Annotated in this window: 19 protein-coding genes; 11 read left to right on the top strand and 8 right to left on the bottom strand. The window is 63.7% G+C overall.

Going from position 1 to position 21,408, the window contains the following annotated elements; all coding sequences use genetic code 11:
• From AC2FL1_RS15205 to AC2FL1_RS15180, 6 genes are all read right to left on the bottom strand, one after another.
• A partial coding sequence (locus AC2FL1_RS15205; RefSeq protein WP_496877507.1) for an alcohol dehydrogenase catalytic domain-containing protein occupies positions 1–454 on the bottom strand: 454 nt, incomplete at its 3' end.
• A 30-nt stretch (positions 455–484) separates the two neighbouring features.
• Positions 485–1,699, bottom strand: a complete 1,215-nt coding sequence (locus AC2FL1_RS15200) for a cytochrome-c peroxidase (RefSeq protein WP_496877506.1) — start codon at positions 1,697–1,699, stop codon at positions 485–487.
• Complete coding sequence (locus AC2FL1_RS15195) at positions 1,696–2,409, bottom strand: SCO family protein (RefSeq protein WP_496877505.1); 714 nt, start codon at positions 2,407–2,409, stop codon at positions 1,696–1,698. The genes AC2FL1_RS15200 and AC2FL1_RS15195 overlap by 4 nt, the downstream gene beginning before the upstream one ends.
• Before the next feature lie 69 nt (positions 2,410–2,478).
• Entirely contained in the window at positions 2,479–3,789 is a 1,311-nt protein-coding gene (mtoX, locus tag AC2FL1_RS15190) for a methanethiol oxidase (protein WP_496877504.1), read from the bottom strand.
• Between the two features lie 23 nt (positions 3,790–3,812).
• The gene (locus tag AC2FL1_RS15185; RefSeq protein ID WP_496877503.1) at positions 3,813–4,625 is read right to left on the bottom strand and encodes an IclR family transcriptional regulator; all 813 of its coding nucleotides are present in this window, start codon (positions 4,623–4,625) and stop codon (positions 3,813–3,815) included.
• A gap of 198 nt (positions 4,626–4,823) precedes the next feature.
• Positions 4,824–5,795, bottom strand: coding sequence for a LysR substrate-binding domain-containing protein (locus AC2FL1_RS15180; protein ID WP_496877502.1), 972 nt, complete (start codon positions 5,793–5,795; stop codon positions 4,824–4,826).
• Between the two features lie 162 nt (positions 5,796–5,957).
• On the opposite strand from AC2FL1_RS15180, the gene AC2FL1_RS15175 reads away from it, so the two are divergent.
• From AC2FL1_RS15175 to AC2FL1_RS15145, 7 genes are all read left to right on the top strand, one after another.
• Positions 5,958–6,950, top strand: a complete 993-nt coding sequence (locus AC2FL1_RS15175) for a TAXI family TRAP transporter solute-binding subunit (RefSeq protein ID WP_496877501.1) — start codon at positions 5,958–5,960, stop codon at positions 6,948–6,950.
• 111 nt (positions 6,951–7,061) lie between these two features.
• Positions 7,062–9,140 carry a TRAP transporter permease gene (locus tag AC2FL1_RS15170; RefSeq protein ID WP_496877500.1) on the top strand — a complete coding sequence of 693 codons (2,079 nt, stop codon included), beginning with the start codon at positions 7,062–7,064 and terminating at the stop codon, positions 9,138–9,140.
• Positions 9,140–10,390 (top strand): NAD(P)/FAD-dependent oxidoreductase, encoded by a 1,251-nt coding sequence (locus tag AC2FL1_RS15165; protein ID WP_496877499.1) that lies wholly within the window; start codon positions 9,140–9,142, stop codon positions 10,388–10,390. Before AC2FL1_RS15170 ends, AC2FL1_RS15165 begins: the two co-directional genes overlap by 1 nt.
• Positions 10,387–11,496, top strand: coding sequence for an NAD(P)/FAD-dependent oxidoreductase (locus AC2FL1_RS15160; RefSeq protein WP_496877498.1), 1,110 nt, complete (start codon positions 10,387–10,389; stop codon positions 11,494–11,496). Before AC2FL1_RS15165 ends, AC2FL1_RS15160 begins: the two co-directional genes overlap by 4 nt.
• The gene (locus AC2FL1_RS15155) at positions 11,480–11,803 is read left to right on the top strand and encodes a (2Fe-2S)-binding protein (protein WP_496826816.1); all 324 of its coding nucleotides are present in this window, start codon (positions 11,480–11,482) and stop codon (positions 11,801–11,803) included. Before AC2FL1_RS15160 ends, AC2FL1_RS15155 begins: the two co-directional genes overlap by 17 nt.
• Positions 11,800–13,185, top strand: a complete 1,386-nt coding sequence (locus tag AC2FL1_RS15150) for an FAD/NAD(P)-dependent oxidoreductase (protein WP_496877497.1) — start codon at positions 11,800–11,802, stop codon at positions 13,183–13,185. The genes AC2FL1_RS15155 and AC2FL1_RS15150 overlap by 4 nt, the downstream gene beginning before the upstream one ends.
• A gap of 5 nt (positions 13,186–13,190) precedes the next feature.
• Positions 13,191–14,321, top strand: a complete 1,131-nt coding sequence (locus tag AC2FL1_RS15145) for an NAD(P)/FAD-dependent oxidoreductase (protein WP_496827127.1) — start codon at positions 13,191–13,193, stop codon at positions 14,319–14,321.
• A 148-nt stretch (positions 14,322–14,469) separates the two neighbouring features.
• On the opposite strand, the gene AC2FL1_RS15140 is transcribed toward AC2FL1_RS15145, so the two are convergent.
• On the bottom strand, positions 14,470–15,354 hold the full coding sequence (locus AC2FL1_RS15140; RefSeq protein WP_496877496.1) for a LysR substrate-binding domain-containing protein: 885 nt from the start codon (positions 15,352–15,354) through the stop codon (positions 14,470–14,472).
• 136 nt (positions 15,355–15,490) lie between these two features.
• Here AC2FL1_RS15140 and AC2FL1_RS15135 point away from each other — a divergent pair, with 136 nt between their 5' ends.
• From AC2FL1_RS15135 to AC2FL1_RS15120, 4 genes are all read left to right on the top strand, one after another.
• On the top strand, positions 15,491–17,095 hold the full coding sequence (locus tag AC2FL1_RS15135; RefSeq protein WP_496877495.1) for a GMC family oxidoreductase: 1,605 nt from the start codon (positions 15,491–15,493) through the stop codon (positions 17,093–17,095).
• 100 nt (positions 17,096–17,195) lie between these two features.
• Positions 17,196–18,713, top strand: coding sequence for a malonate--CoA ligase (locus tag AC2FL1_RS15130; protein ID WP_496877494.1), 1,518 nt, complete (start codon positions 17,196–17,198; stop codon positions 18,711–18,713).
• A 124-nt stretch (positions 18,714–18,837) separates the two neighbouring features.
• The gene (gene fabB / locus AC2FL1_RS15125; protein ID WP_496877493.1) at positions 18,838–20,067 is read left to right on the top strand and encodes a beta-ketoacyl-ACP synthase I; all 1,230 of its coding nucleotides are present in this window, start codon (positions 18,838–18,840) and stop codon (positions 20,065–20,067) included.
• Between the two features lie 6 nt (positions 20,068–20,073).
• Complete coding sequence (locus AC2FL1_RS15120) at positions 20,074–20,865, top strand: enoyl-ACP reductase FabI (RefSeq protein ID WP_496826828.1); 792 nt, start codon at positions 20,074–20,076, stop codon at positions 20,863–20,865.
• Positions 20,866–20,953: 88 nt separating this feature from the next.
• On the opposite strand, the gene AC2FL1_RS15115 is transcribed toward AC2FL1_RS15120, so the two are convergent.
• Positions 20,954–21,382, bottom strand: a complete 429-nt coding sequence (locus tag AC2FL1_RS15115; RefSeq protein WP_496877492.1) for an FKBP-type peptidyl-prolyl cis-trans isomerase — start codon at positions 21,380–21,382, stop codon at positions 20,954–20,956.
• Positions 21,383–21,408: the final 26 nt, after the last annotated feature.

Genomic DNA, 21,408 nt, shown 5'->3' with positions numbered 1-21,408 from the left:
CGATCTCGGGCAGGACAGTGTGGTTGGAAAAGGTTGAGCAGCCCATGTAATGCAGGATCGGCGTGCCATCGAGCATGGAAAACCGGGTGGTGCCGTCGGGCATCAGGCCCTTGCCTTGCGTCGTGCGAATGGCCTGGCACAGGTTGGTCTTGCCCGACAGGCAATACTCGCACTGGCGGCATTCGGGGGTGTAGAGCGGGATCACGTGGTCGCCGGGTTTCAGGCTGGTGACGCCGGGCCCGACTTCGAGCACCACGCCCGCGCCCTCGTGACCCAGAATGGCCGGGAACAGCCCCTCGGGATCGGCGCCCGAGAGGGTGAATTCATCGGTGTGACAGATGCCGGTCGCCTTGATCTCGACCAGAACCTCGCCGGCCTTCGGCCCTTCGAGGTTCACCTCCATCACTTCCAGGGGCTTGCCCGCCTCAATCGCTACCGCCGCGCGCGTCCGCATGTGTTCCGTCTCCTTGGTTCAAAAGTACTGTCAGAAATTGTCAGGGGGGTGGCTGCGCGCCTCGGCCACGAGGCAATCGAGCCCCTCCGAAGTGAGCGCCATAAGAAAGGCCTCGATATCGGCCAGCTCCTCGGAGCTGAGTCCCAGCGGGCGGATGCGGGCATCCTGATCGGGGTGTCCGGCGCCGCCCATGTTGTAGAACTCCAACACGTCCCCCAGCGTGGTCAGCGCGCCGTCATGCATATAGGGGGCAGTCACGGCCAGGTTGCGCAGGCCCGGCGTGCGGAACTTCCACCGATCAGCAGGGTCCTCGGTCACCTCGTAGCGGCCCAGATCGGCCTCGCGCGGAGCACTGACCGAAAGGATGCGGGCGAAATCGAGCTGATGCACCACGCCGGGCGCCACCTGGACCGGATGGCTGGCGGGCGGGTTCTGGCGCCGTTCTTCGCGCATCCGGCCATAACCGGTGTCGTGAAAGGCCTGATCGGTGAACAGCGCATGGTCTGTTTCGATCACGTGGCACGAAGCGCAATCGGCCTTGCCGGTGAACAGCGCGAAACCGCGCTGCGCCGCCGCGTCCATCGCGGCCTCGTCGCCGCCGTAGAACCAGCGGTCAAAGGCGCTGTTGCCCAACGTCAGGCTGCGCTGATAGGCGCCAAGTGCCTGACCGATCCGGTCGAGCGAGGCGGGCGCGGCAAAGGCCGCGTCAAAGAGGGGCCGGTAATCGGGCAGGAGATTCAGCTCGGCCACAACATGGCCGATCGAGGGGTTGGCCATCTCATTGCGGGCCACCAGGGGCGCGACGAACTGGGTCTCCAGTGCTGGATCCCGTCCATCGTGAAAGAGCGGGGTCAGAAAGCCCACATTGATCACGCTGGGCGCGTTACGCTTGACGCTGCGCCCCTCGACCCCGATGGCGGTGGCCAGTTCCCAGTTGGCAAACCCCTGTTCGGGCACATGGCACATGGCACAAGACATGGTGCGGTTGATCGACAGGCGCCGGTCGAAGAACAGCTTGCGCCCCAGTTCGATCTTGGCCTCGGTCGGCGGATTGTCCGCCGGATGCGGCACCAAGGGCAGGCCCAGTTGTGGTGTCAGGCTGCGCTCTAGCGCCGCTTTGGTCCAGCTTTCGGGGTCTGCGGGGCAGGTTTCGGGACTGATCGGGGCGGGCAGGGCAGTGCCATAGTCCCCGGCCAGCGCAGCGGGGGCAAGCAGGGCCAGCGCGGTCGCGACGGCTCGGATCACGCGCCCGCCTCTTCCATCAGCAGGGTTTCGATATCGGTCAACAGCAGGCGCGGGTCGAGAAAGCCCAGCCCATAGACGTTGCGGATGTCGCCCTGCCGGTCGACCAGATAGAGACGCAACAGGTGGCTGATAGTCTCCTGATCCTCGGACCGGTCGACCACCTGGCCATAGCCGTCCAGAATGGGGGTCAGCGCTTGTGAACCGGACGTGGTAAGTACATGCCAGTTCAGCTTGTCACCCGCCTGCGCGTCCGAGGTGATGGGATAGGCAAAGGCCTTGATCGCCTCGACCGTGTCGCGGGCGGGGTCAAAACTGATGGTCAACAGCTGCACATCCTCGTTCAGGCCGGGCAGATCGCGGCTGGCATCGTGCACGTCGAAAAAGACAGACATCGCCAGCGGGCAGCCATTCACGTCGCCGCAGGTGAGATAGACGAAGCTGACCAGCGAGATCTTGCCCCGCGTCAGGTCGTGCAGTCCGTGTTCGCGCCCGTTGATATCCAGCACTCGGCCATCGGGCGCGGATTTGATCCGGTTCAGGCGGTAGCTGCCCGGGGCGGGCGGGTCGAACTGGTAAGCATCGCTCGCCTCGAAAACCGAGGCCATCGGGCTGGGCCGGGCCGCGGGCTGGGGCTGCCAGACCTGCCACCCGAGGGCTGCCGCCACCAGCGCCGCGACTGTCAGCCCGGAAAGGAGGTATCTCTTGCGCATCCGCCGCCACCGTCCATGTCAAAGGAAAAGCCGGGACAGCGATGGGCCGCCCCGGAAGTTTGGGAGGTATCAGGACGAATAAAGCGCCGAGCTTCCAAAGCGCATTATATGCGCGCGGCCCAGACCCAGTTCATAGAAGTCGACGGCGAAATCCTCGGCCAGTTCCTTGCCGTCCCAATTATAGGCCTTCAGGTACTGGACATCGTCGTCGCCCTTCTTGTCCCAGTTGGCGAGCAGCGAGGACGAGAAATAGACACGCTTGCCGTCCCAGCTCTGGCTGACCATGTTGACCTGGCGGTCGATGACCTTTTCGTAGATCTGGAACGGTTTGTGCGGATCCGAGATGTCAAAGAGCCGGGTCTTGCCATCCATGAAGCTGTTGATCCACAGCGTCTGGTCGTCGGCGGCAATCGAGATATCGACCGGCAGCGGGATATCCGCCGGGTTGCCGATATCGGCCACCGCCTTGGCCTGCCACTCGCCTGCGTCATCCTCGTAGATCAGCCAGAGCTGCGAAGTGAGCGCCGTGGTCGAGAAGGCATAATTGGCGTTCGGCCCCCAGGGAAAGCGGATTTCCAGCGGCGCGCCGGGAACGTTGAACACTTTCTTGGGCTGGCGGGTGTGCAGATCCCATTGCACGATGGTATTGCCAAAGCGTTTCATCGCCTCGGCGTCCTGCAACATCTGGCCGAAATCCATCATGTAGTTCGACCAGCCTGTAAACGACGAGGTCAGCATGACGTTCTTGCGGATCAGCGCCCGAATGTCATAGCCGTACCCATCTGCCACCGCGTCGCCCACGGCAACCGCGCCCTGCATGTCGGCGGTTGTGGGCATCCAATAGGTCGCCACGTAATCGCCGTCATCGTTGTATTCGACCAGCGCGGTGCGCCCGCCATGGTCGTCATCGTTGCTGAGACCGGTGATCATCATGCTGCCGGGCAGGGCAAAGAAGGTATGCGGCCCCACGACCCCGCCGCTGTCCTTGACGAATGTGTCGATGGTCTTGTGCAGTTTCGGGTTCGACGGGTCGGAATGCACGTCGAAGATGAAGATGCGGTTGGTGTCCAGCCCGCCGGTCCAGAAATAGCGCCGATCGGCCGAGAACCCGCCATGATGCGCCTCGTTCCGGCCGCCGACCGAGACCGAGTTGATCACCTGACCACGCGTTTCCGAGCCGGGGCGCAGGTCGATGGTGACCAGCTTGTCCTGCTCGTCGCCCATGCCCTCGACCCCCAGGGTCCAGACATAGACGAATTCCTCTTGCCCGGTGATCTTGGGCAAATAGGGCGACTGACAGGTTTCGTCTGCAAATGCGCGAAACGGCAGACCCATTGCCAGGGCACCGGCGGCCAGGGCGCCGAATTCTCTTCTCTTCATGATCTTCCTCCCAAAAAAATTCGTTAATGCGTTTCGTTCAACCCCGCGCTCGCGCTGGCCAGCGCTTCGGCATTGGTGGTCTCGGCATCGACCACCGAACAATGCTGGATTGCCGCTGCCGCGCGCACCGCCTCGGCCGACAGGACCGGCAGGATACGGTTCTGGACCATCGGCTTGATCCGGTTCGAAGGGCCCACGACCCCCATGGAAAAAATCGCGCCCAACCGTTCCACATTGATCGGCACCGCGATGCTGCTGACTCCCTCGTCAATCTCGCCATCGCAGATCGCATAACCATAGCGCCGCACCTGGTTGAGTTCGCGCTGGATCAGGTCGGGATCGGTGATGGTGTTCTGGTTGAAGCGCATCGGCTGTATGTCCAGCAACTCCTCGCGCAGTTCCGGCGTGATAAACGCCGCGATAGCCTTGGCCGAGGAACAGGCATGCGCCGGACGTGGCCCAAGACCGGGATAGATATAGGACAGCGACGGATCGTCAGGTGTCTCGATATGGATCAGATCGACCCGTCCCCCCCGATAGCGGGCCAGAAAACCGGTTTCGCCTGTAGTCTTCACCACTTGCTGCATCATCGACGAGACCGCGTTGATCACATGCATGTCCGATTTGCCGGTCAGCGCGATTTTGACAAAGCGCATGCCCAGAACATAGCGGCTGCCGCAGTCCGTCACCTCGACAAAGCCGCAATCGACCAGAGACGAAATGTTGCGATAGATGGTCGCCCGCGGCATGTCGGTCAGACGCGCCAGCTCCGTTGCGTTCAGCGGGCTGGCCGCACCGGCAATGGCTTCGAGAAGGCGGATAAGGCGTTCTTGCATGATAGTCTCACATTTCGGACGTTTTCACCGTAATGTGAGAATCACTTTTCTGACAAGACCCTTTCTGAACCCGCTCCTTCGGCGATTCTGGCGGGCAGAACATCCCCGCCATGCCGGGACAATTCGCCCGCACCTGAAGGTCGGATCGTGTCTGATTTCCCGGAGCATTCGGAGCGCACCGGCAAAACCGGCGATGCTCTACAGAGGATCGAGGCCCGCGACCCGCCGGACTTCGCCGATCAGGACATCAGCAAACGCTCGCGCCAGGCGCGACACGGGCGTGTGGGCGGGTGTCAGGACGGCGATGCGATAGACGATCGACGGAAGAAACGGCCGAAACACCACGCGCGGCTGGTTGGGTTCGGATTGCTGATAGTAATGAACGCTCATCGGGCTGATGATCGCCCAAGCCAACCCATCCTCGACAAATGCAAATTGCGAGGCCGCGTTCTGCATTTCAAACCGAATGGCAAGGTCCAGGCGTTCTCTGGCAAAGGCGGCCTCGACCTGGCGACGGATGAAGTGACCGTCGATAAAGGTCGTCATCGGCAAACCGACCAGATCATGCGGCGTAAGCACCTGTTTTCGCGCCAGTTCGCTGTCGGCGGCCACGGCGCACAGGCAATCCATGCTGGTCTCGGCCTCGGTCACCAGCGGCGAATGGGTCGTTGCCTCGGCAATGCCGACATCGAATTGCTGCGATGCCAGCCGTTCATAGACCCGTTCCGAGGACTGGCTGACCAGCGAGACCGAGACATTTCCCCGGTCTTTGACGAAACTCGAAATCAGTCTGGGTAGCATGATAGTACTGAACACGGGCAGGCAGGCGATGTTCAGATGACCCTCCTGCAAACGCCCCACGGCCCTCATGTTGTGAGACAGCTTGCCCAGATCGTCGAGGATCGACGCGGATTGATCCAGCAGATAATGCGCCTCGGGAACCGGATGCAATCGACCCCGCCTGCGCTCGAACAAGGGGTATCCGACCGAGCTTTCCAGCCCGGCGATCAGGGAACTGACGGCGGGCTGTGTCCGGCCCATGTTGCGCGCCGCTTCGGTGACCGATCCGGTCAGCATGACCTCTCGGAACGCTTCAAGCTGTCTAAGGTTCATGTCCCGCCCCGCATTCTGGTTGAATGACCCAACCATGCCATAAGAAAAATCGATCATATCAAAAAAATTTACAATTTGTGCTAATCGGCTGAACCGGTCACTCTTTGCGGCAGGGCCCTGTAGAAGGCGCCGGATTGTTGGCTTGTTCCTGACACCCAAGTCCTGTTCCTGCCGACGACGACCAAAACCGTGAAAATAACCACCAACGGAGAGTGACACATGAAATTGCGACACAAACTGATAGCGGCGACCGCAGGTCTGTTGCTGGCGGCTGGCGCCGCGACTGCGCAGGACATGAAATTCTGGCGTATCGGCACCGGCGGGGCCGGCGGCACCTATTTCCCGATCGGCGGCCTGATCGCCAACGCGATTTCGAACCCGCCGGGCGCACGCGCCTGCGAAGATGGCGGTACCTGCGGAGTTCCCGGTCTGGTCGCGATCGCGGTGTCGACCAACGCGTCGGTGGCCAATGTCAATGCCATTCATGCCGGACAACTCGATGCCGGTCTGGCGGGCGCGCAAAGCGTGGTGCAGGGCTATAAGGGCGAAGGCAAGTTCGACGGCGTCCCCAAGGACAAGATCCGGGTCATTGCCAACCTCTATCCCGAGGACATGCACCTGGTGCTGGCCAAAGGTACCAGCATCGACGACCTCAAGGGACTCGAAGGTATGCGCGTCGGCGTAGCGGCCGCGGGGTCCGGCACCCAGGTTTCGGTGCGGATGATCCTCAAGCACTATGGCATCACCGTCGAAGAGCATGAATTGAGCCTTGGGCAGAGCGCACAGCGCCTGGCCGACGGTCAGCTGGACGCGTTCTTCTATGCCGGCGGCACGCCCTTTGCGGCGTTGATCCAGCTGGGGTCGACCAAGGGGTTCGAGCTCTACTCCTTCTCGGATGACGAGCGGGACACGATCAACGGCATCATCCCCTACTATGTGCACAGCAATATCGCGGGCGGCGTCTATGAGAACATCACCGCCGATACCGCCACGGTTGCCGTGAATGCCCAGCTGATCACCTCGGTCGATCAGGACGAAGAGCTGGTATACGAGATCACCAAGGCCCTTTGGAGCGACAAGACCCGTGCTCTGCTGGACAAGGGTCATGCCAAGGGCAAGGCGATCCAGCTTGAAGCCGCGCTGACAGGTGTTCTGATCCCGCTGCACCCGGGCGCCGAACGGTTCTACAAAGAAATCGGCATGCTCAAGTAATCGACAGGAATCTTCGAAACGGGCGCCGGTTTGCGCCCGTTTCCCTCACCGATCCCGAGGCGCCGCGCGCCTGCGGACGGATATTCAACGCTTCAATCCGGAAAGACTGACATGGCGACCTTTGACGTTAACGAGGCCGAACAGCTCGAAAAGAAGTATGACAGCGCGCTTCAGACCCGAACGGTCGGTCCCTGGATCGTCAGGTTCGTCTTTTTGTTCTCGTTGTTCTTCGCGGGCTATCACTATGTCACCGCCGGGATCGGCGTGCCGGTCGATTACTGGCACATGGGCTTTCACATGGCCGGTGTGATCACCCTGATCTTCATCAGCTTTCCCATGTTCAAGCGCGATCGGAACCAGCCGCTGCGCCCCAACGCGTGGTATCGCTTTGGAAACGTCCCGCTGCTTGACTGGCTCTTCATCGTCGTCGGAATCACGACGTCGCTCTATATCGGGGTGACCTGGTACGGGGTCGACGTCACCATTTTCGGCATCCACTTTCAGATGGTCGAGCAGGTAATGCGACAGGGCGATCCGTGGTTGATCGACGTTGTCTTCGGCACTGCCCTCATCGTGGTGCTGCTCGAAGCGGTCCGGCGCACCTTGGGCATGGTCGTTCCGATCATCATCCTGCTGTTCACCTGTTACGCGGTTTTCGGCCAGTACATCCCGATCCAGACCATCATGCATCCGGGCATCAACTGGTCGCAGTATATCAACAACATGTATTTCCCGTCCGAAGGCATCTATGGCGTGACGCTTTGGATCGTCTCGACGGTTGTGTTCCATTTCGTCCTGTTCGGGGTGCTCGCGCAGCGCATGGGGCTGGGACAGCTGTTCGTCGACATGGCCACCGTTGTGGCAGGTCGTTACACCGGCGGGCTGGCCAAGGTCAGCGTCGTTTCCTCGGCCTTCTTCGGCACCATTTCGGGATCGTCCATCGCCAACACGGTGTCGACCGGTTCGCTGACCATCCCGAACATGAAGCGTATGGGCTATCCCGGTCACCTGGCGGGCGGGGTTGAGGCGGCCTCGAGCGCGGGCGGACAGATCACGCCACCGATCATGGGGGCCGCGGCCTTCATCATGGCCGAGTTTCTCGAAGTGCCCTATACCACCATTGTTCTGGCCGCGGCGATCCCGGCAGCGATGCATTATATCGGCGTGCTCTGCATCGTGCATTTCCAGGCCAAGCGCATGGGGCTGAAAGGCGTACCCGAGGCCGAGATCCCGCAGCTCTGGCGCGTGATCAAGCGCGGCTGGCCCGCCTCGATCCCTCTGTTCGTCCTGATCTATGTGCTGTTCAGCGGCTACTCGCCCCATATGGCGGCGTTCTGGGGGATCACCTCGGCCCTCGTTGTGGGCTTTCTCAACCCGATGCATCGTATGACCATCCGCGACGTGATGGACGGCGCGGTGCTTGGGACCAAATACGCGCTGGCCGTGGGTGCAGTTGTTGCGGCGATCGGGATCGTTGTCGGTGTGGTCAATTCCACCGGGCTGGGTTTCCGGCTCGGCTTCATGGTGGCCAATGGCGCCCTGTCTCTGGCCGAAACCGTGCACGGGCTGATCAGCTGGACCCCGATGCTCGAGATCTCGATCCCCAGTCTGACATTGTTCATCTCTCTGGTACTGATCGCGATCACCTGCATCCTGATGGGCGCGGGCCTGCCGACCACCGCGCTTTACATCATGCTGGCCACGGTGGCGCAGCCAGCGCTGGCCAACCTGGGCGTTCCGCCGCTCGCCTCGCATCTCTTCGTGCTCTACTATGGCGTTATTTCCGAGATCACGCCGCCGGTCTGTGCCTCGGCCTATGCCGCAGCGGGTATCGCGGGTGCCGATCCGTTCAAGACAGGGCTATCGGCCTTCTCTCTGGGCATTGCCAAGCTGATGGTGCCCATGGTGTTCGTCTACTCGCCCGCGATGCTGATCGTGCTCGAGGATTACTTCACCTGGGGAGAGTTCCTGCAAACCGTCCTGACCTGTGGTCTGGGCGTGGTGATGATGGCAACCGCCGTCAGCGGCTTCTTCATCGCGCCGATGCCAAAACCGCTCCGCTGGCTGATAGCCTTTGCCGCGCTGTTCATGGTCACTCCCGGATCAAAGAGCGACCTGTTCGCGATGATGGTGGCGCTGCCGGTATTGCTCCAGCAAATCCATGCCAGCAAACGGGTACAGGTTGCGTAATGCCCGGCGCCGCGCGAGGCTCTGTTCACGTTCTGGGGGCGGGTATCGTCGGTATCTGCACCGCGCTGTCCCTGCTGGAAAAGGGGTTCGACGTCGAGCTGATCGACCGAAACGATCCCGCCAGCGGGGCCAGCCATGGCAATGCCGGGGTGATTTCGCCATGGAGTTGCGTCCCGCAGTCGATGCCGGGTCTCTGGAAACAGGTGCCCGGATGGCTGATCGACAACGAAGGTCCATTGTCGGTCCGGCTGTCCCACGCGCCGCGCATGTTGCCCTGGCTGCTGCGGTTCCTGCGCGCGGGGGCCGCTGATCGATTGCCCGCGATTGCCGATGCGATGAACGCGCTCAATCGTCCCAATGTCGAACTCTACCGCCAGCACCTGAAAGGGACGGGGCAGGAGGCGCTCTTGCGGGACGCGGCCTATGTGCATGTCTTTCGCAACCCCGCAAACGCGGATCTCGATGCGCTTGGCTGGCGGATGCGGCTTGATCGGGGGGTGCCGCTGGAGCGGATCGACGGCAATACGCTGCGCGAGATCGAGCCAGAGATCGCGCCCGACTATAAGGCGGCGATTGTGATCCGCGATCAGGCCCGCGCCACCGATCCCGGCGCCCTGGGCCGGGCGCTGATGGACAAGGCCCTGCGCATGGGAGCCCGGTTTCGCCGGGCCGAGATTCGCGGTCTGCGACGCGACGGGAGCGAATGGCGGATCGACACCGCTGGGGACACGCTCACAAGCACTTGCACCGTTGTCGCCATGGGAGCATGGTCAGCACGGCTCTTGGCGCCGCTCGGACTGACACTGCCGCTTGAGGCGGAGCGGGGCTATCACCTGATGTTTGCCAACCCGGGGATCGCGGTGAACAATTCGGTCATGGATGTCGAAGGAAAGTTTGTTGCCAGTTCGATGCGCGACGGGTTGCGATGCGCTGGAACCGCCGAATTCGCGGGGCTGGACGCGCCACCCGACTATCGCCGTGCCGAGGTGTTCCGACGCATGGCCAAACGGCTGTTCCCAAGGCTCGATACCGAAACCGTCACCCCCTGGATGGGGGTGCGGCCCTCCTTTCCCGACAGCCTGCCCGTGATTGGGGCGGTGCCGGGCGCGGCTGGCCTGTTCGCGGCCTTCGGGCACTGCCATTACGGGTTGGGCATGGCGCCCAATACCGGGCGCATCCTGGCCGGGCTGATCGCGGGCGAGCCGCTCAATCTCGATCTGGCGCCCTACGATATCGGCAGGTTCGCATGACCAGCGCCGACGCCATCGTGATCGGCGGCGGGCTGGTCGGGGCCGCGATTGCTTTTGGCCTGCAACGTCGTGGGATCCGGACTCTGATGCTGGACGAAGGTGATGTCGCCTTTCGCGCGGCGCGTGGCAACTTCGGGCTGGTCTGGGTGCAGTCCAAGGGGGTCGAGATGCCCCCTTATGCCCAGTGGACCTGGCAATCGGCGCAGGGCTGGGAACAGCTGGCGAGCGAATTGACCGATCTGACCGGGCTGCGCCTCGATTATCGGCGGCCCGGCGGGATCGAGATCTTTCTCTCCGATGACGAGATGACCGAAAAGGCCGAGCGGATGGAGCTGCTGTGCCGCCACGCCCCGCATGTGGATTATCGCATACTGGAACGCCGCGCGCTGGGAAACATGGTCCCCGGCCTCGGACCCGATGTGGTCGGGGGCTGCTATTCCTCGACCGACGGACATGTCAATCCGCTGGCCCTGCTGCGGGCGTTGCATGCGGGCTTCCAGCTGCTGGGCGGCACGATCAAAAGTGGCGAGAAGGTACAGGAAATCAAGCCGCGGTCACACGGGTTTCAGGTCGGAACCGCCAGCCAGAGCTTCGACTGCGAACAGGTTGTCGTCGCCTGCGGCCTTGGCACGCCGGCCTTGGCCCAACAGGTCGGGTTGCAGGTTCCGGTCCGCCCGCAGCGTGGCCAGAACCTGATCACCGAACGTATGCGCCCATTCCTCGACCTGCCCCTGTCCGGCATCCGGCAGACCGCCGAGGGCAGCGTGCAACTGGGCGAGAGCAAGGAAGAGGTGGGCTTTGACGATGGCACCACCGCCGCCTGCCAGGCGCGGATCGCGTCCCGGGCCATGCAAACCTTCCCGCATCTGCGCCACGCCCGGATCGTGCGTGCATGGGGCGCGTTGCGGGTGATGTCGCCGGATGGCGCACCGATCTATGCCCGCTCGGAAACCTGTCCCGGCGCCTATGCCGCCACCTGTCACAGCGGCGTCACCCTTGCCGCCGCCCATATCCAGAGCCTTGCCGCCGCGATCGCCGAGGGCGGGCTGCCGAGCGAAACCAGCGGCCTTGGCCCGGAAAGGTTTGAGAATGTCCCGAGTGTTTGAGGTCACGGGCGCCCCCGTCCGCATCCATTTCGAAGGCACAGTGATCGAGGCACAGCCCGGAGACTCCGTTGCGGCGGCGCTGCTTGGCGCCGGGATTCGGCAGTTCCGTACTACCGCCCTGTCCGATACACCGCGCGGGCCGCTCTGCATGATGGGGGTATGTTTCGACTGCCTGGTCGAGATCGACGGCAAGGGCAATCAGCAGGCCTGCATGCACGAGGTGCGCGACGGAATGCGCGTGGCTCGACAGAAAGGGGCCTTTGACGTGACCTCCGTCCTGTCTCTCGATCCCGAGGAGGCACCATGACCGAGCATCACGATATCGTCGTCATCGGCGCCGGTCCTGCGGGTATGGCCGCCGCGACATTGGCCGGCCGACATGGCGCCTCGGTTCTCGTGCTGGACGAGCAACCCCGGCCCGGCGGTCAGATCTATCGCGCCATCGAGCGGCGCCGCGAGGACGGCGCCGCGATCCTGGGGACCGAGTATCTCGATGGCGCAGGCCTGGTCGATCGTTTCCGGGCCAGCACCGCCCGCCATGTTCCCGGCGCGATCGTCTGGCAGGTCGACGCAAGCGGCGAGATCGGGGTGACTGTCGAGGATCGTGCAAGGCTGCTTCGGGCAGATCAGATCATCCTCGCCAGCGGCGCGCAGGAGCGTCCTTTTCCCGTGCCCGGCTGGACCCTGCCGGGGGTGATGAACGCAGGCGCCGCCCAGATACTGCTCAAGGCATCGGGCGTGACCCTGCCGGCGCCGGTCTTCGTCGGCACCGGGCCGCTTCTCTACCTCGTCGCGCATCAATACCTGCGCGCCGGGGTCAAGGTAGCCGGCCTGCTCGACACCACGCCGCGGGGGAACTACGCCCGCGCGCTACCACATTTGCCCGGGGCGATGGGCCACGCGGCCAGCCTGTGGAAGGGTTGGCGCTGGCAACGGGAGATCCGTGCCTCGGGGATCCCGGTAATGAGCGGGGTCGAGGATATCCGGATCGTCGGGGCAGGGGCCGCAGAGGCAGTGGAATATTGCAAGTCGGGCCGCTGGTCCCGTTTACCCGCCGAGACGGTGTTGCTGCATCAGGGTGTGGTTCCCAATGTCAATCTGGCGATGGCTGCCGGATGCCGGCACGACTGGCATCCCGAACAGGCCTGCTGGCATGCGCGCATCGATGTTTGGGGCACCTCCAGCCATCCAAACATTGCCATCGCCGGTGACGGGGCCGGGATCGCGGGCGCCGTGGCCGCCGAAGCGGCCGGGCAGATCGCGGCACTTGGCGCGTTGCACCGGTTGGGCAGGATCACGACAGAACAGCGCGACAGCCTGGCCGCACCCCTGGAAAAGACCGTGGATCATCAGGCTGGCCTACGGCGGTTCCTCGATACGCTCTATCGCCCGGCGGACCGCTTTCGCATCCCGCGAGGTGGCGACACCGTCGTTTGCCGCTGCGAAGAGGTGTCCGCCGCCCAAATCCGCGAGGCGGTCGCGCTGGGTTGCAAGGGGCCCAACCAGCTCAAAAGCTTTACCCGTGCTGGCATGGGTCCGTGTCAGGGGCGGCTCTGCGGTTTGACGGTAACAGAAGTAATCGCCGCCGAACGGGGATGCGCCATAGCCGACGTAGGCGCCGCGCGCCTGCGCGCGCCGGTCAAACCTCTGGAGCTCGGGCAATTGGCGGCGCTCGACGAGGCGGAGTGACGGCGATGGTCCGGGCGACCGAAAGGGCTGATGCCGTGGTCGTCGGCGCAGGATTGCACGGATTGTCGGTGGCGCTGCATCTGGCCCGCGCGGGACTGCGGGTCGTGGTGGTGGAAAAGGACCGCGCCGGGCGGCATGCCTCGGGCGCGAATGCCGGTGGGGTGCGCCGCCTTGGGCGTGCGGTGCCGGAACTGCCGCTGGCCCAGGCCGCGTTGGACCGGTGGCACAGGATATCCGACCTAATCGATGACGACTGCGCCTTTGCCCCGGCTGCACAGATCAAGGTGGCCGAAACCGAAGCAGAACTTGCCGCGCTTCAAATGCGTCGGGACAGGCTCCTGTCTTGTGGCTTCTCACATGAAGAGATCATCGGTCAGGCGGCCTTGCGCGCGGTTCTGCCTGCCGCCGCCGCGCATTGCGTCGGCGCCACCATTGTCCATGGTGACGGCCACGCCGATCCATTCCGCACGGTCCGTGCTTTCAGCAGAAAGGCGCGGTCTCTTGGGGTGGCGCTTGTCGAAGGGACCAGGGTCGCAGGGATCGAGCGGGCCAATGGAAGCTGGTTTATAGAGACCTCCGGTCCGAGTTACGCCGCCCCGGTGCTGGTCAACGCCGCGGGCGCCTGGGGCGGAGACCTGGCCGCAATGATGGGCGACCGGGCACCGGTCACCGCCTCGGCCCTGATGCTGATGATCACCGAACGTCTGCGCCCGTTCCTGTCCCCCGTAGTGGGTGCGCAGGGGCGAGCGCTGAGTTTCAAGCAGTTCGGCAATGGCACCGTTCTGATCGGTGGGGCCTATCAGGGAATTGCTGACCCCGATACCGGCACCACAACGTTGGACATGCGCCAACTGGCCCGCAACGCCGCCGCGGCGACAGCGATCTTTCCCAACATGGCGCGCGCGCGTGTGTTGCGAGGCTGGGCCGGGATCGAAGGCATGACCCCCGACCGGTTGCCGGTGATCGGCCCGGCGAGCCGTGACGGAGGATATCACCTGTTCGGCTTCTCGGCCCATGGCTTCGCGCTGGCGCCGATCACCGGCCAGATCATCGCCGATCTGATCCTGAACGGGAGAACGGACCTGCCGATTGCAGAATTCGACATCCAGCGGTTTGCGACGCCCCGCGCCTCTTAGATCGAGGCCCCACGGTCCGGTGACCCGTCCGTTAAGAGTATAAGATTGATTATGTTAATCTTGTCGTTACGCAGACTGGCCCGACAAGAACACCTAGCGGGGTTCGGTGCCGGAGACTTTAAGCGAGGATGCCGAGCTCGCGGGGCGCTCAACCGCTCAGAAAGAGCCCTCTTATCCAGTCCGAGAACGCGCGAATCTCGTCGCGCTGCTCGACACCGTCACGTTCGACCAGAAAATGCGCCGGTCTGATGGCCAGCCGGTCGGTAACCGGCGCAACCACCAGACCCCGGTCGAGAAACGGTTGGGCAAAGCTCTCCAGCACGATGGCGAGGCCGGAGCCAGCCATCATCGCCTGCAAGGCCATCAGCGAGGAATCGAACCGTGTTACACGGGCCGCAACCGGCAGCGGCAAGCCAATTTGCGCGAAAAGACGCGGCCAGTCGGATTCCGACCCATGAATGGTCAGGACATGCACAGCAGCCAGACGGTCGAGTGTCGGTGCCGCGCCAAAACCCGCCAGATAATCCGGTGGACAGACGGGAATAGCGAATTCATGCCCCAGATGGGTGACGCGTCCGTCCGTCCAGTCGCCAAAACCGAAGCGGATGTCGATATCGCTGATCCCGTCCTGAAATCGGTTCGCCCAGACAAAGGTCGACAATTCGACCTCGATCTCGGGATGACGCTCCAAGAACTCCTGCAGCCGGGGCGCAATCACCAGCGCCGCGCAAGAGATCGAGGCCCGCACCTTGACCCTTTGGCGCCGCGCCTTGCCGAACAGACCGGCGGTCGCGACCTGGATATCGCCCAACCCCTTGCGCACCGGCTGGGCATAGGCCTCGCCCATATCGGTCAGCGCCACACCGCGCGGCAACCGTTCGAACAAGGTGGTTTTCAGATGCTGTTCCAGCAGCCGCATCTGTTGGCTGACCGCGGCAGGGGTCAGCCCCAACTCCTCGGCGGCGGCCGAGAAACTGCCAAGGCGCGCGGCGGCTTCGAAACTGCGCAGCCAGGTCGGATGAGGAAGGTCCATCGGCGGATTACCTTTAAAAATTGTTTGGCCTTAGCCGCAATATCCATTGTTTGGATTGAAAATCAAACTGTGTTCACGCTTCGCGCAGGCCAAGGGTGCGATCATGCCGGCACTGGCCCCAAGGCAGGACAGTGCGATGGACAGATTCGATTTCATCATTGTGGGCGCCGGGTCGGCCGGATGCGTTTTGGCTGACCGCTTGACCGCCTGCGGGCGCTACAAGGTTCTGCTGCTCGAGGCGGGCGGCAGCGATAACCGGTTCTGGATCAAGGTGCCACTGGGCTATGGCAAGACCTACGACGACCCGCGGGTCAACTGGTGCTATACCGCCCAGACCGATCCGGGACTTGCCGGGCGGGCCGCCTTCTGGCCGCGTGGACGGGTGCTGGGTGGGTCGTCTTCGATCAACGCGATGGCCTATGTGCAGGGCCTGCCGCGGGATTTCGACGATTGGGAAACCGCAGGCGCGACGGGCTGGAACTGGCAATCGGTCCACGAGACCTATGCCCAACTGGAAACACGCGACCGGCCCGGACCGGACGGGCGGCGCAGGCTCAGCGGCAGCGGGCCGGTCCATGTCAGCGATGTCAGCGACCGGATGCACCCGTTCTCGGCGCATTTTCTCAAGGCGGCGGCACAGGCCGGCTGGCCGATCCGTGACGACCTGAACGGTGCTGCGCGCGACGGCGTCGCGCGCCTTCAGGGTACTGTCCGCAACGGTCGCCGCTGGTCGGCGGCCGATGCGTTCCTGCGCCCTGCCCTCAAACGGCCCAACCTGCACCTGGTCTCGGAGGCCCTGGTGGAGCGCGTCATCCTGCACGACGGCAGAGCGACGGGTGTGGCGTACCGCGCCCGTGGCCACCGCGTGCAGGCCACGGCCACCCGCGAGGTAATCGTCAGCGCCGGCGCCGTGAACTCGCCGCAGCTGCTGCAACTTTCGGGCATCGGACCCGCCGAGCTGCTGAAACGCCACGGGATCACGGTTGCCCGGGATCTGCCGCAAGTGGGTCAGGGCCTGCAGGACCATCTTGGCATCTCCTATCAGTTCACCGCCACCGAACCGACGCTGAACAACCGTCTGGGCAACTGGCCCGGCAAGATGGCAGCGGGGCTGCGATATCTGCTGACACGCGGTGGGCCGCTCAGCGTGCCGATCAACCAGATCAGCGGTTTCGTGGCCTCGACCCCCGGCGGATCCGCCGACATGCAGGTCTATTGCAACCCGATGTCCTATTCGGTGCGTCCCGATGGCAAACCCGACGTGGCGCCGATGGCCGGTTTTTTGATCTGCGCCCAGCCTTGCCGCCCCACCAGCCGGGGCGCGGTGACGATCCGCTCGCCCGATCCGGAGGACGCCCCCGATATTCGTCCCAACTCGCTGTCCACCAACGAGGATTGCGCCATGGCCGTTGCCGCCGGACGGATCGCTCAGAAACTGGCGGAGACTCCCGCGATACGCGCGGTCACGGTCGAAGGACCCGACATCTCCACCATGTCCGATGCCGATCTGCTGGCCGATTTCCGGCAGCGCGCCGGGTCGGTCTATCACGCCAGCTGCACCTGCCGCATGGGGAACTCGGCGCGGGATTCGGTGCTGGATTCACGGCTGCGGGTGCATGGGGTGGCGGGGCTGCGGGTGATCGACGCCTCGTCCTTTCCCAACGTGACCTCGGGCAACACCAACGCGCCGGTCATGATGCTAGCCGCACGCGGGGCCGAGATGATCCTGCGGGACGGCTGACAGAGAACTCGACCCCGCGATGGCGAACCGCCTTTACCATCGCTGTGCGATGTCCCAGAACTGCAAGCGGACCGGAACGTAACGCAGGAAAGGGAACCCGATGACAAATCCCCTCTATGACCGCCTCTTCGGCACCCATGCCGGAAAGGAGACCCCGTTCCTGTTTCTGCCCGACGGGCAGGTGATCAGCCATGCCGGTTTTCTGGCACTTGCCGCGCGGCTGGCCCATGCGGCGACCGACCTGGGTCTGAAACCGGGCGACCGGGTCGCTGCCCAGATCGAGAAATCGCCCGAGGCGCTGGCGCTCTATGCCGCCTGCGCGCAAGCGGGGCTGATCTTTCTGCCGCTCAACACGGCATATACCGCCGATGAACTCAGCTATTTCATCGAAAACAGCGGTGCCGCGCTGATCGTCTGCGAAGGGCGCAGCCGCGACATGCTGGCCCCGATCGCCAAAGGCCTGGGCGCGCGGGTCGAGACCCTGAACGCCGATGGATCGGGCAGCCTGACCGAGCGCGCCGCCGCGATGCCCGAGCGGTTCGACACCGTCGCGCGGGACGGCGGCGACCTGGCGGCCTTTCTCTATACCTCGGGCACCACGGGCCGCTCAAAGGGCGCGATGCTGACCCAGGACAACCTGTTGTCGAATGCCGAGACGCTGGCGCGCGAGTGGCGCTTTACCGCCGATGACGTGCTGCTGCACGCGCTGCCGATCTTTCACACCCACGGCCTGTTCGTCGCCACCAATATTGCGCTGATCACTGGCGGCAGCATGATCTTCCTGCCGAAATTCGACCTCGACCAGGTCATCGCGCAGATGCCCCACGCGACCGCCATGATGGGCGTACCGACCTTTTACACCCGCCTCCTGGGCGATGCCAGGTTCACTCGCGAATTGGCGCAACACATGCGCCTCTTCGTGTCCGGCTCAGCGCCACTACTGGCCGAAACCCATGTTCAGTTCGAGGAACGCACAGGCCATCGCATCCTCGAACGCTACGGCATGACCGAGACCAACATGAACACCTCCAACCCCTATGAGGGTGAACGCCGCGCGGGTACGGTGGGATTTCCTCTGCCGGGCGTCGAGTTAAAGGTGACCGACCCCGAGAGCGGCGAACCCCTGCCTCAGGGCGAAATAGGCCAGATCGAGGTGCGCGGCCCAAACGTGTTCAAGGGCTATTGGCAGATGCCCGAGAAAACCGCCGCCGAACTGCGCGCTGACGGGTTTTTCATCACCGGCGATCTGGGTTTCGTCGATACCGACGGCTATGTCACCATCGTCGGACGTGGCAAGGACCTGATCATCTCGGGCGGGTTCAACATCTATCCCAAGGAGCTGGAGCTGCTGCTGGACGATCAGCCCGGCGTGCTGGAAAGCGCGGTGATCGGGGTGCCGCATCCCGATTTCGGAGAAACCCCGCTGGGTATCCTCGTGGCGCAACCGGGCAAGACCCCCGATACACAGGCGATCATGGCGCAGGTTCAGGCCTCGCTTGCCCGGTTCAAACATCCCCGAAAACTGATCGTGATGGATGAATTGCCGCGAAATACGATGGGCAAGGTCCAAAAGAACATCCTGCGTGAACAGTTCAGCGACATGTTTCAGCCCGGCTGACAGGCCCGGCAGTGCCACACCGGCCCGGACCGGATCCAGGATCGGCGACGTCCCCGACACCACGCCACCTTGCACCCGGCCCCGCCAATGCCCTAATAAGACCCGAGCAAGCAAGGGAGGCCACATGCGCCGAGTAGTCGTCACCGGGTTGGGGATCGTCTCCTCGATCGGGAACAATGCCGAAGAGGTCACCGCCTCGCTCAAGGCGGGCCGGTCGGGTATCGTCGCCAGCGAGGAAATGGCCGAACACGGGTTCCGCAGCCGTATCGCCGGCACGCTCAAGATCGACGTGGCCGAACATGTGGACAAGCGCGCGCTGCGCTTCATGGGTCCGGGTGCAGCCTATGCCCATATCGCCATGCAACAGGCCATCGCCGATGCGGGGCTGACCGAGGATCAGATCGTCAACCCCCGCACCGGTCTGGTGGCCGGATCGGGCGGCCCCTCGACCAGCGCCATGCTGAGCGCACATCAGACCGTGCTCAAGACCGGCGCGACCAAGCGGATCGGGCCCTTTGCGGTGCCCAAATGCATGTGCTCGACCATCTCGGCCAACCTGGCCACGGCGTTCAAGATCAAGGGCCTGAACTATTCCATCACCTCGGCCTGCTCGACCTCGCTGCATTGCATCGGCAATGCAGCCGAGCAGATCATGCTGGGCAAACAGGACGTGATGTTCGCCGGTGGTGGCGAGGAGCTGGACTGGACGCTCAGCTGCCTGTTCGACGCGATGGGCGCGATGTCGTCGAAATACAACGACACGCCCGAGAAGGCCTCGCGCGCGTTCGACCAGGATCGCGACGGGTTCGTGATCTCGGGCGGCGGCGGCATCGTGGTGCTGGAAGAGCTGGAACACGCCCTGGCGCGCGGCGCCAAGATCTATGCCGAGGTGACCGGCTATGCCGCAACCTCGGACGGGCATGACATGGTGGCGCCTTCGGGCGAGGGCGGCGAACGGGCGATGCGGCTGGCGGTGTCCACCCTGCCCGAGGACCGCAAGGTCAGCTATATCAACGCGCATGGCACCTCGACCCCGGTCGGTGATGTGGGCGAGGTCGAGGCGGTCCGCCGCGTGTTCGGCGAGGGCCGCGTGCCGCCGATCAGCTCGACCAAGTCGATGACCGGCCATGCCCAGGGGGCGGCGGGCGCGCTCGAGGCGATCTTCTGCCTCTTGATGCTGGAGCATGATTTCATCACGCCCTCGATCAATGTCGACACCCTGGCCGAAGGCATCCAGCCCGGCGAGGTCGCAACACAATATATAGAAAACGCCGGCCTCGATTCGGTGATGACCAACAGCTTCGGCTTTGGCGGCACCAACGGATCGATGGTGCTGAGCAAGTTCAGGGGGTAAGGGCGGATGTCAGGACTTTTGCAGGGCAAACGCGGCCTGATCATGGGGGTCGCGAACGACCGGTCCATCGCCTGGGGCATTGCCAAGGCAATGCATGAGGCGGGGGCGGAACTGGCCTTTACCTACCAGGGCGAGGCCTTTGGCAAGCGGCTGGAACCGTTGGCCGCCAGTGTCGGCAGCGATTTCATGGTCGATGCGGACGTGACCGACGATGCGTCGCTGGACACCGCCTTTGAGCAGCTGGCCGCGCGCTGGCCGACCATGGATTTCCTGGTGCATGCCATCGCCTATTCGGACAAATCCGAGTTGACGGGCCGGTTCCTGAACACGACGCGCGCGAATTTCAAGCATTCTATGGATATCTCGGCCTATTCCCTGATCGAGGTGGCGCGACGCGCCTATCCGATGATGAAGGAGAATGGCGGCACCGTTCTGACGCTGACCTATCAGGGGTCGAACCGGGTGGTGCCGAACTACAACGTCATGGGCGTCGCCAAAGCGGCGCTGGAATCAGCGACCCGCTATCTGGCCAATGATCTGGGCCCCGACGGGATCCGAGTGAATGCGATCTCGCCCGGCCCGATGAAGACCCTGGCCGGCGCCGCCATCGGCGGTGCGCGCAAGACCTTCAAGTTCTGCGACCAGAACGCGCCGCTGCGCTCGAACGCAACGCTCGAGGCGGTGGGCGGTACCGCGGTCTATCTCGCCTCGGACGCAGGCGCCTGCACCACGGGAGAGATCATTCGGGTCGATGGCGGTTTCCACGTTCTCGGCATGCCACAGTCGGAATTCATGTAGAGCGGGCAAGATTTTCGACGAAAAATCTCGCCTGCCGCGCGCGCTGCGCAACAGATCGGCCCGCCCCTTGCCGGGGCGGGCCGTGTCGTCAGTTGATCGAGACGACCTCGATGTCGAAGATCAGGTCCTGACCGGCCAGGGGGTGGTTGGCGTCCAGCGTCACCGTCGCCTCTTTCAGTTCGACCACCGTCACAGGGATCACCCGGCCATCGGGGGATTGCATCTGCAACTGGGTGCCCAGTTCCAGCGGAATGTCGTCGGGGATACCCTCGCGCGGGATCGCCTGGCGGGCCTCGGGGTTCAGCGGGCCATAGGCCTCCTGACAGGGCACCTCGACGCGCTTTTTCTCGCCGGTTTCCATGCCCGGCATCGCCTTGTCCAGACCGGGAATGATCTGGCCGGACCCGACCGTGAACTCCAGCGGGTCGCGTCCTTCGGAACTGTCGAAGGTTTTGCCGTCGAGCAGGGTTCCGGTGTAGTGGATGCGCACCGTGTCGCCTTGTTTGATCTGGGTCATGCCGTCTCCGTCTGGGGCAGTTTTGA

It is taken from the genome of Ruegeria sp. YKSF070, from assembly GCF_059612725.1.
Note: the sequence above shows the minus strand (reverse complement) of the source record. Positions and strands in the feature narration are given on the sequence as shown.

Bases quoted from the DNA above. Each gene is read 5' to 3' on its own strand.
- AC2FL1_RS15195 (WP_496877505.1), bottom strand. From the start codon at position 2,409: ATGCGCAAGAGATACCTCCTTTCCGGGCTGACAGTCGCGGCGCTGGTG.
- mtoX (WP_496877504.1), bottom strand. From the start codon at position 3,789: ATGAAGAGAAGAGAATTCGGCGCCCTGGCCGCCGGTGCCCTGGCAATG.
- AC2FL1_RS15185 (WP_496877503.1), bottom strand. From the start codon at position 4,625: ATGCAAGAACGCCTTATCCGCCTTCTCGAAGCCATTGCCGGTGCGGCC.
- AC2FL1_RS15180 (WP_496877502.1), bottom strand. From the start codon at position 5,795: ATGATCGATTTTTCTTATGGCATGGTTGGGTCATTCAACCAGAATGCG.
- AC2FL1_RS15175 (WP_496877501.1), top strand. From the start codon at position 5,958: ATGAAATTGCGACACAAACTGATAGCGGCGACCGCAGGTCTGTTGCTG.
- AC2FL1_RS15170 (WP_496877500.1), top strand. From the start codon at position 7,062: ATGGCGACCTTTGACGTTAACGAGGCCGAACAGCTCGAAAAGAAGTAT.
- AC2FL1_RS15165 (WP_496877499.1), top strand. From the start codon at position 9,140: ATGCCCGGCGCCGCGCGAGGCTCTGTTCACGTTCTGGGGGCGGGTATC.
- AC2FL1_RS15160 (WP_496877498.1), top strand. From the start codon at position 10,387: ATGACCAGCGCCGACGCCATCGTGATCGGCGGCGGGCTGGTCGGGGCC.
- AC2FL1_RS15155 (WP_496826816.1), top strand. From the start codon at position 11,480: ATGTCCCGAGTGTTTGAGGTCACGGGCGCCCCCGTCCGCATCCATTTC.
- AC2FL1_RS15150 (WP_496877497.1), top strand. From the start codon at position 11,800: ATGACCGAGCATCACGATATCGTCGTCATCGGCGCCGGTCCTGCGGGT.
- AC2FL1_RS15145 (WP_496827127.1), top strand. From the start codon at position 13,191: ATGGTCCGGGCGACCGAAAGGGCTGATGCCGTGGTCGTCGGCGCAGGA.
- AC2FL1_RS15140 (WP_496877496.1), bottom strand. From the start codon at position 15,354: ATGGACCTTCCTCATCCGACCTGGCTGCGCAGTTTCGAAGCCGCCGCG.
- AC2FL1_RS15135 (WP_496877495.1), top strand. From the start codon at position 15,491: ATGGACAGATTCGATTTCATCATTGTGGGCGCCGGGTCGGCCGGATGC.
- AC2FL1_RS15130 (WP_496877494.1), top strand. From the start codon at position 17,196: ATGACAAATCCCCTCTATGACCGCCTCTTCGGCACCCATGCCGGAAAG.
- fabB (WP_496877493.1), top strand. From the start codon at position 18,838: ATGCGCCGAGTAGTCGTCACCGGGTTGGGGATCGTCTCCTCGATCGGG.
- AC2FL1_RS15120 (WP_496826828.1), top strand. From the start codon at position 20,074: ATGTCAGGACTTTTGCAGGGCAAACGCGGCCTGATCATGGGGGTCGCG.
- AC2FL1_RS15115 (WP_496877492.1), bottom strand. From the start codon at position 21,382: ATGACCCAGATCAAACAAGGCGACACGGTGCGCATCCACTACACCGGA.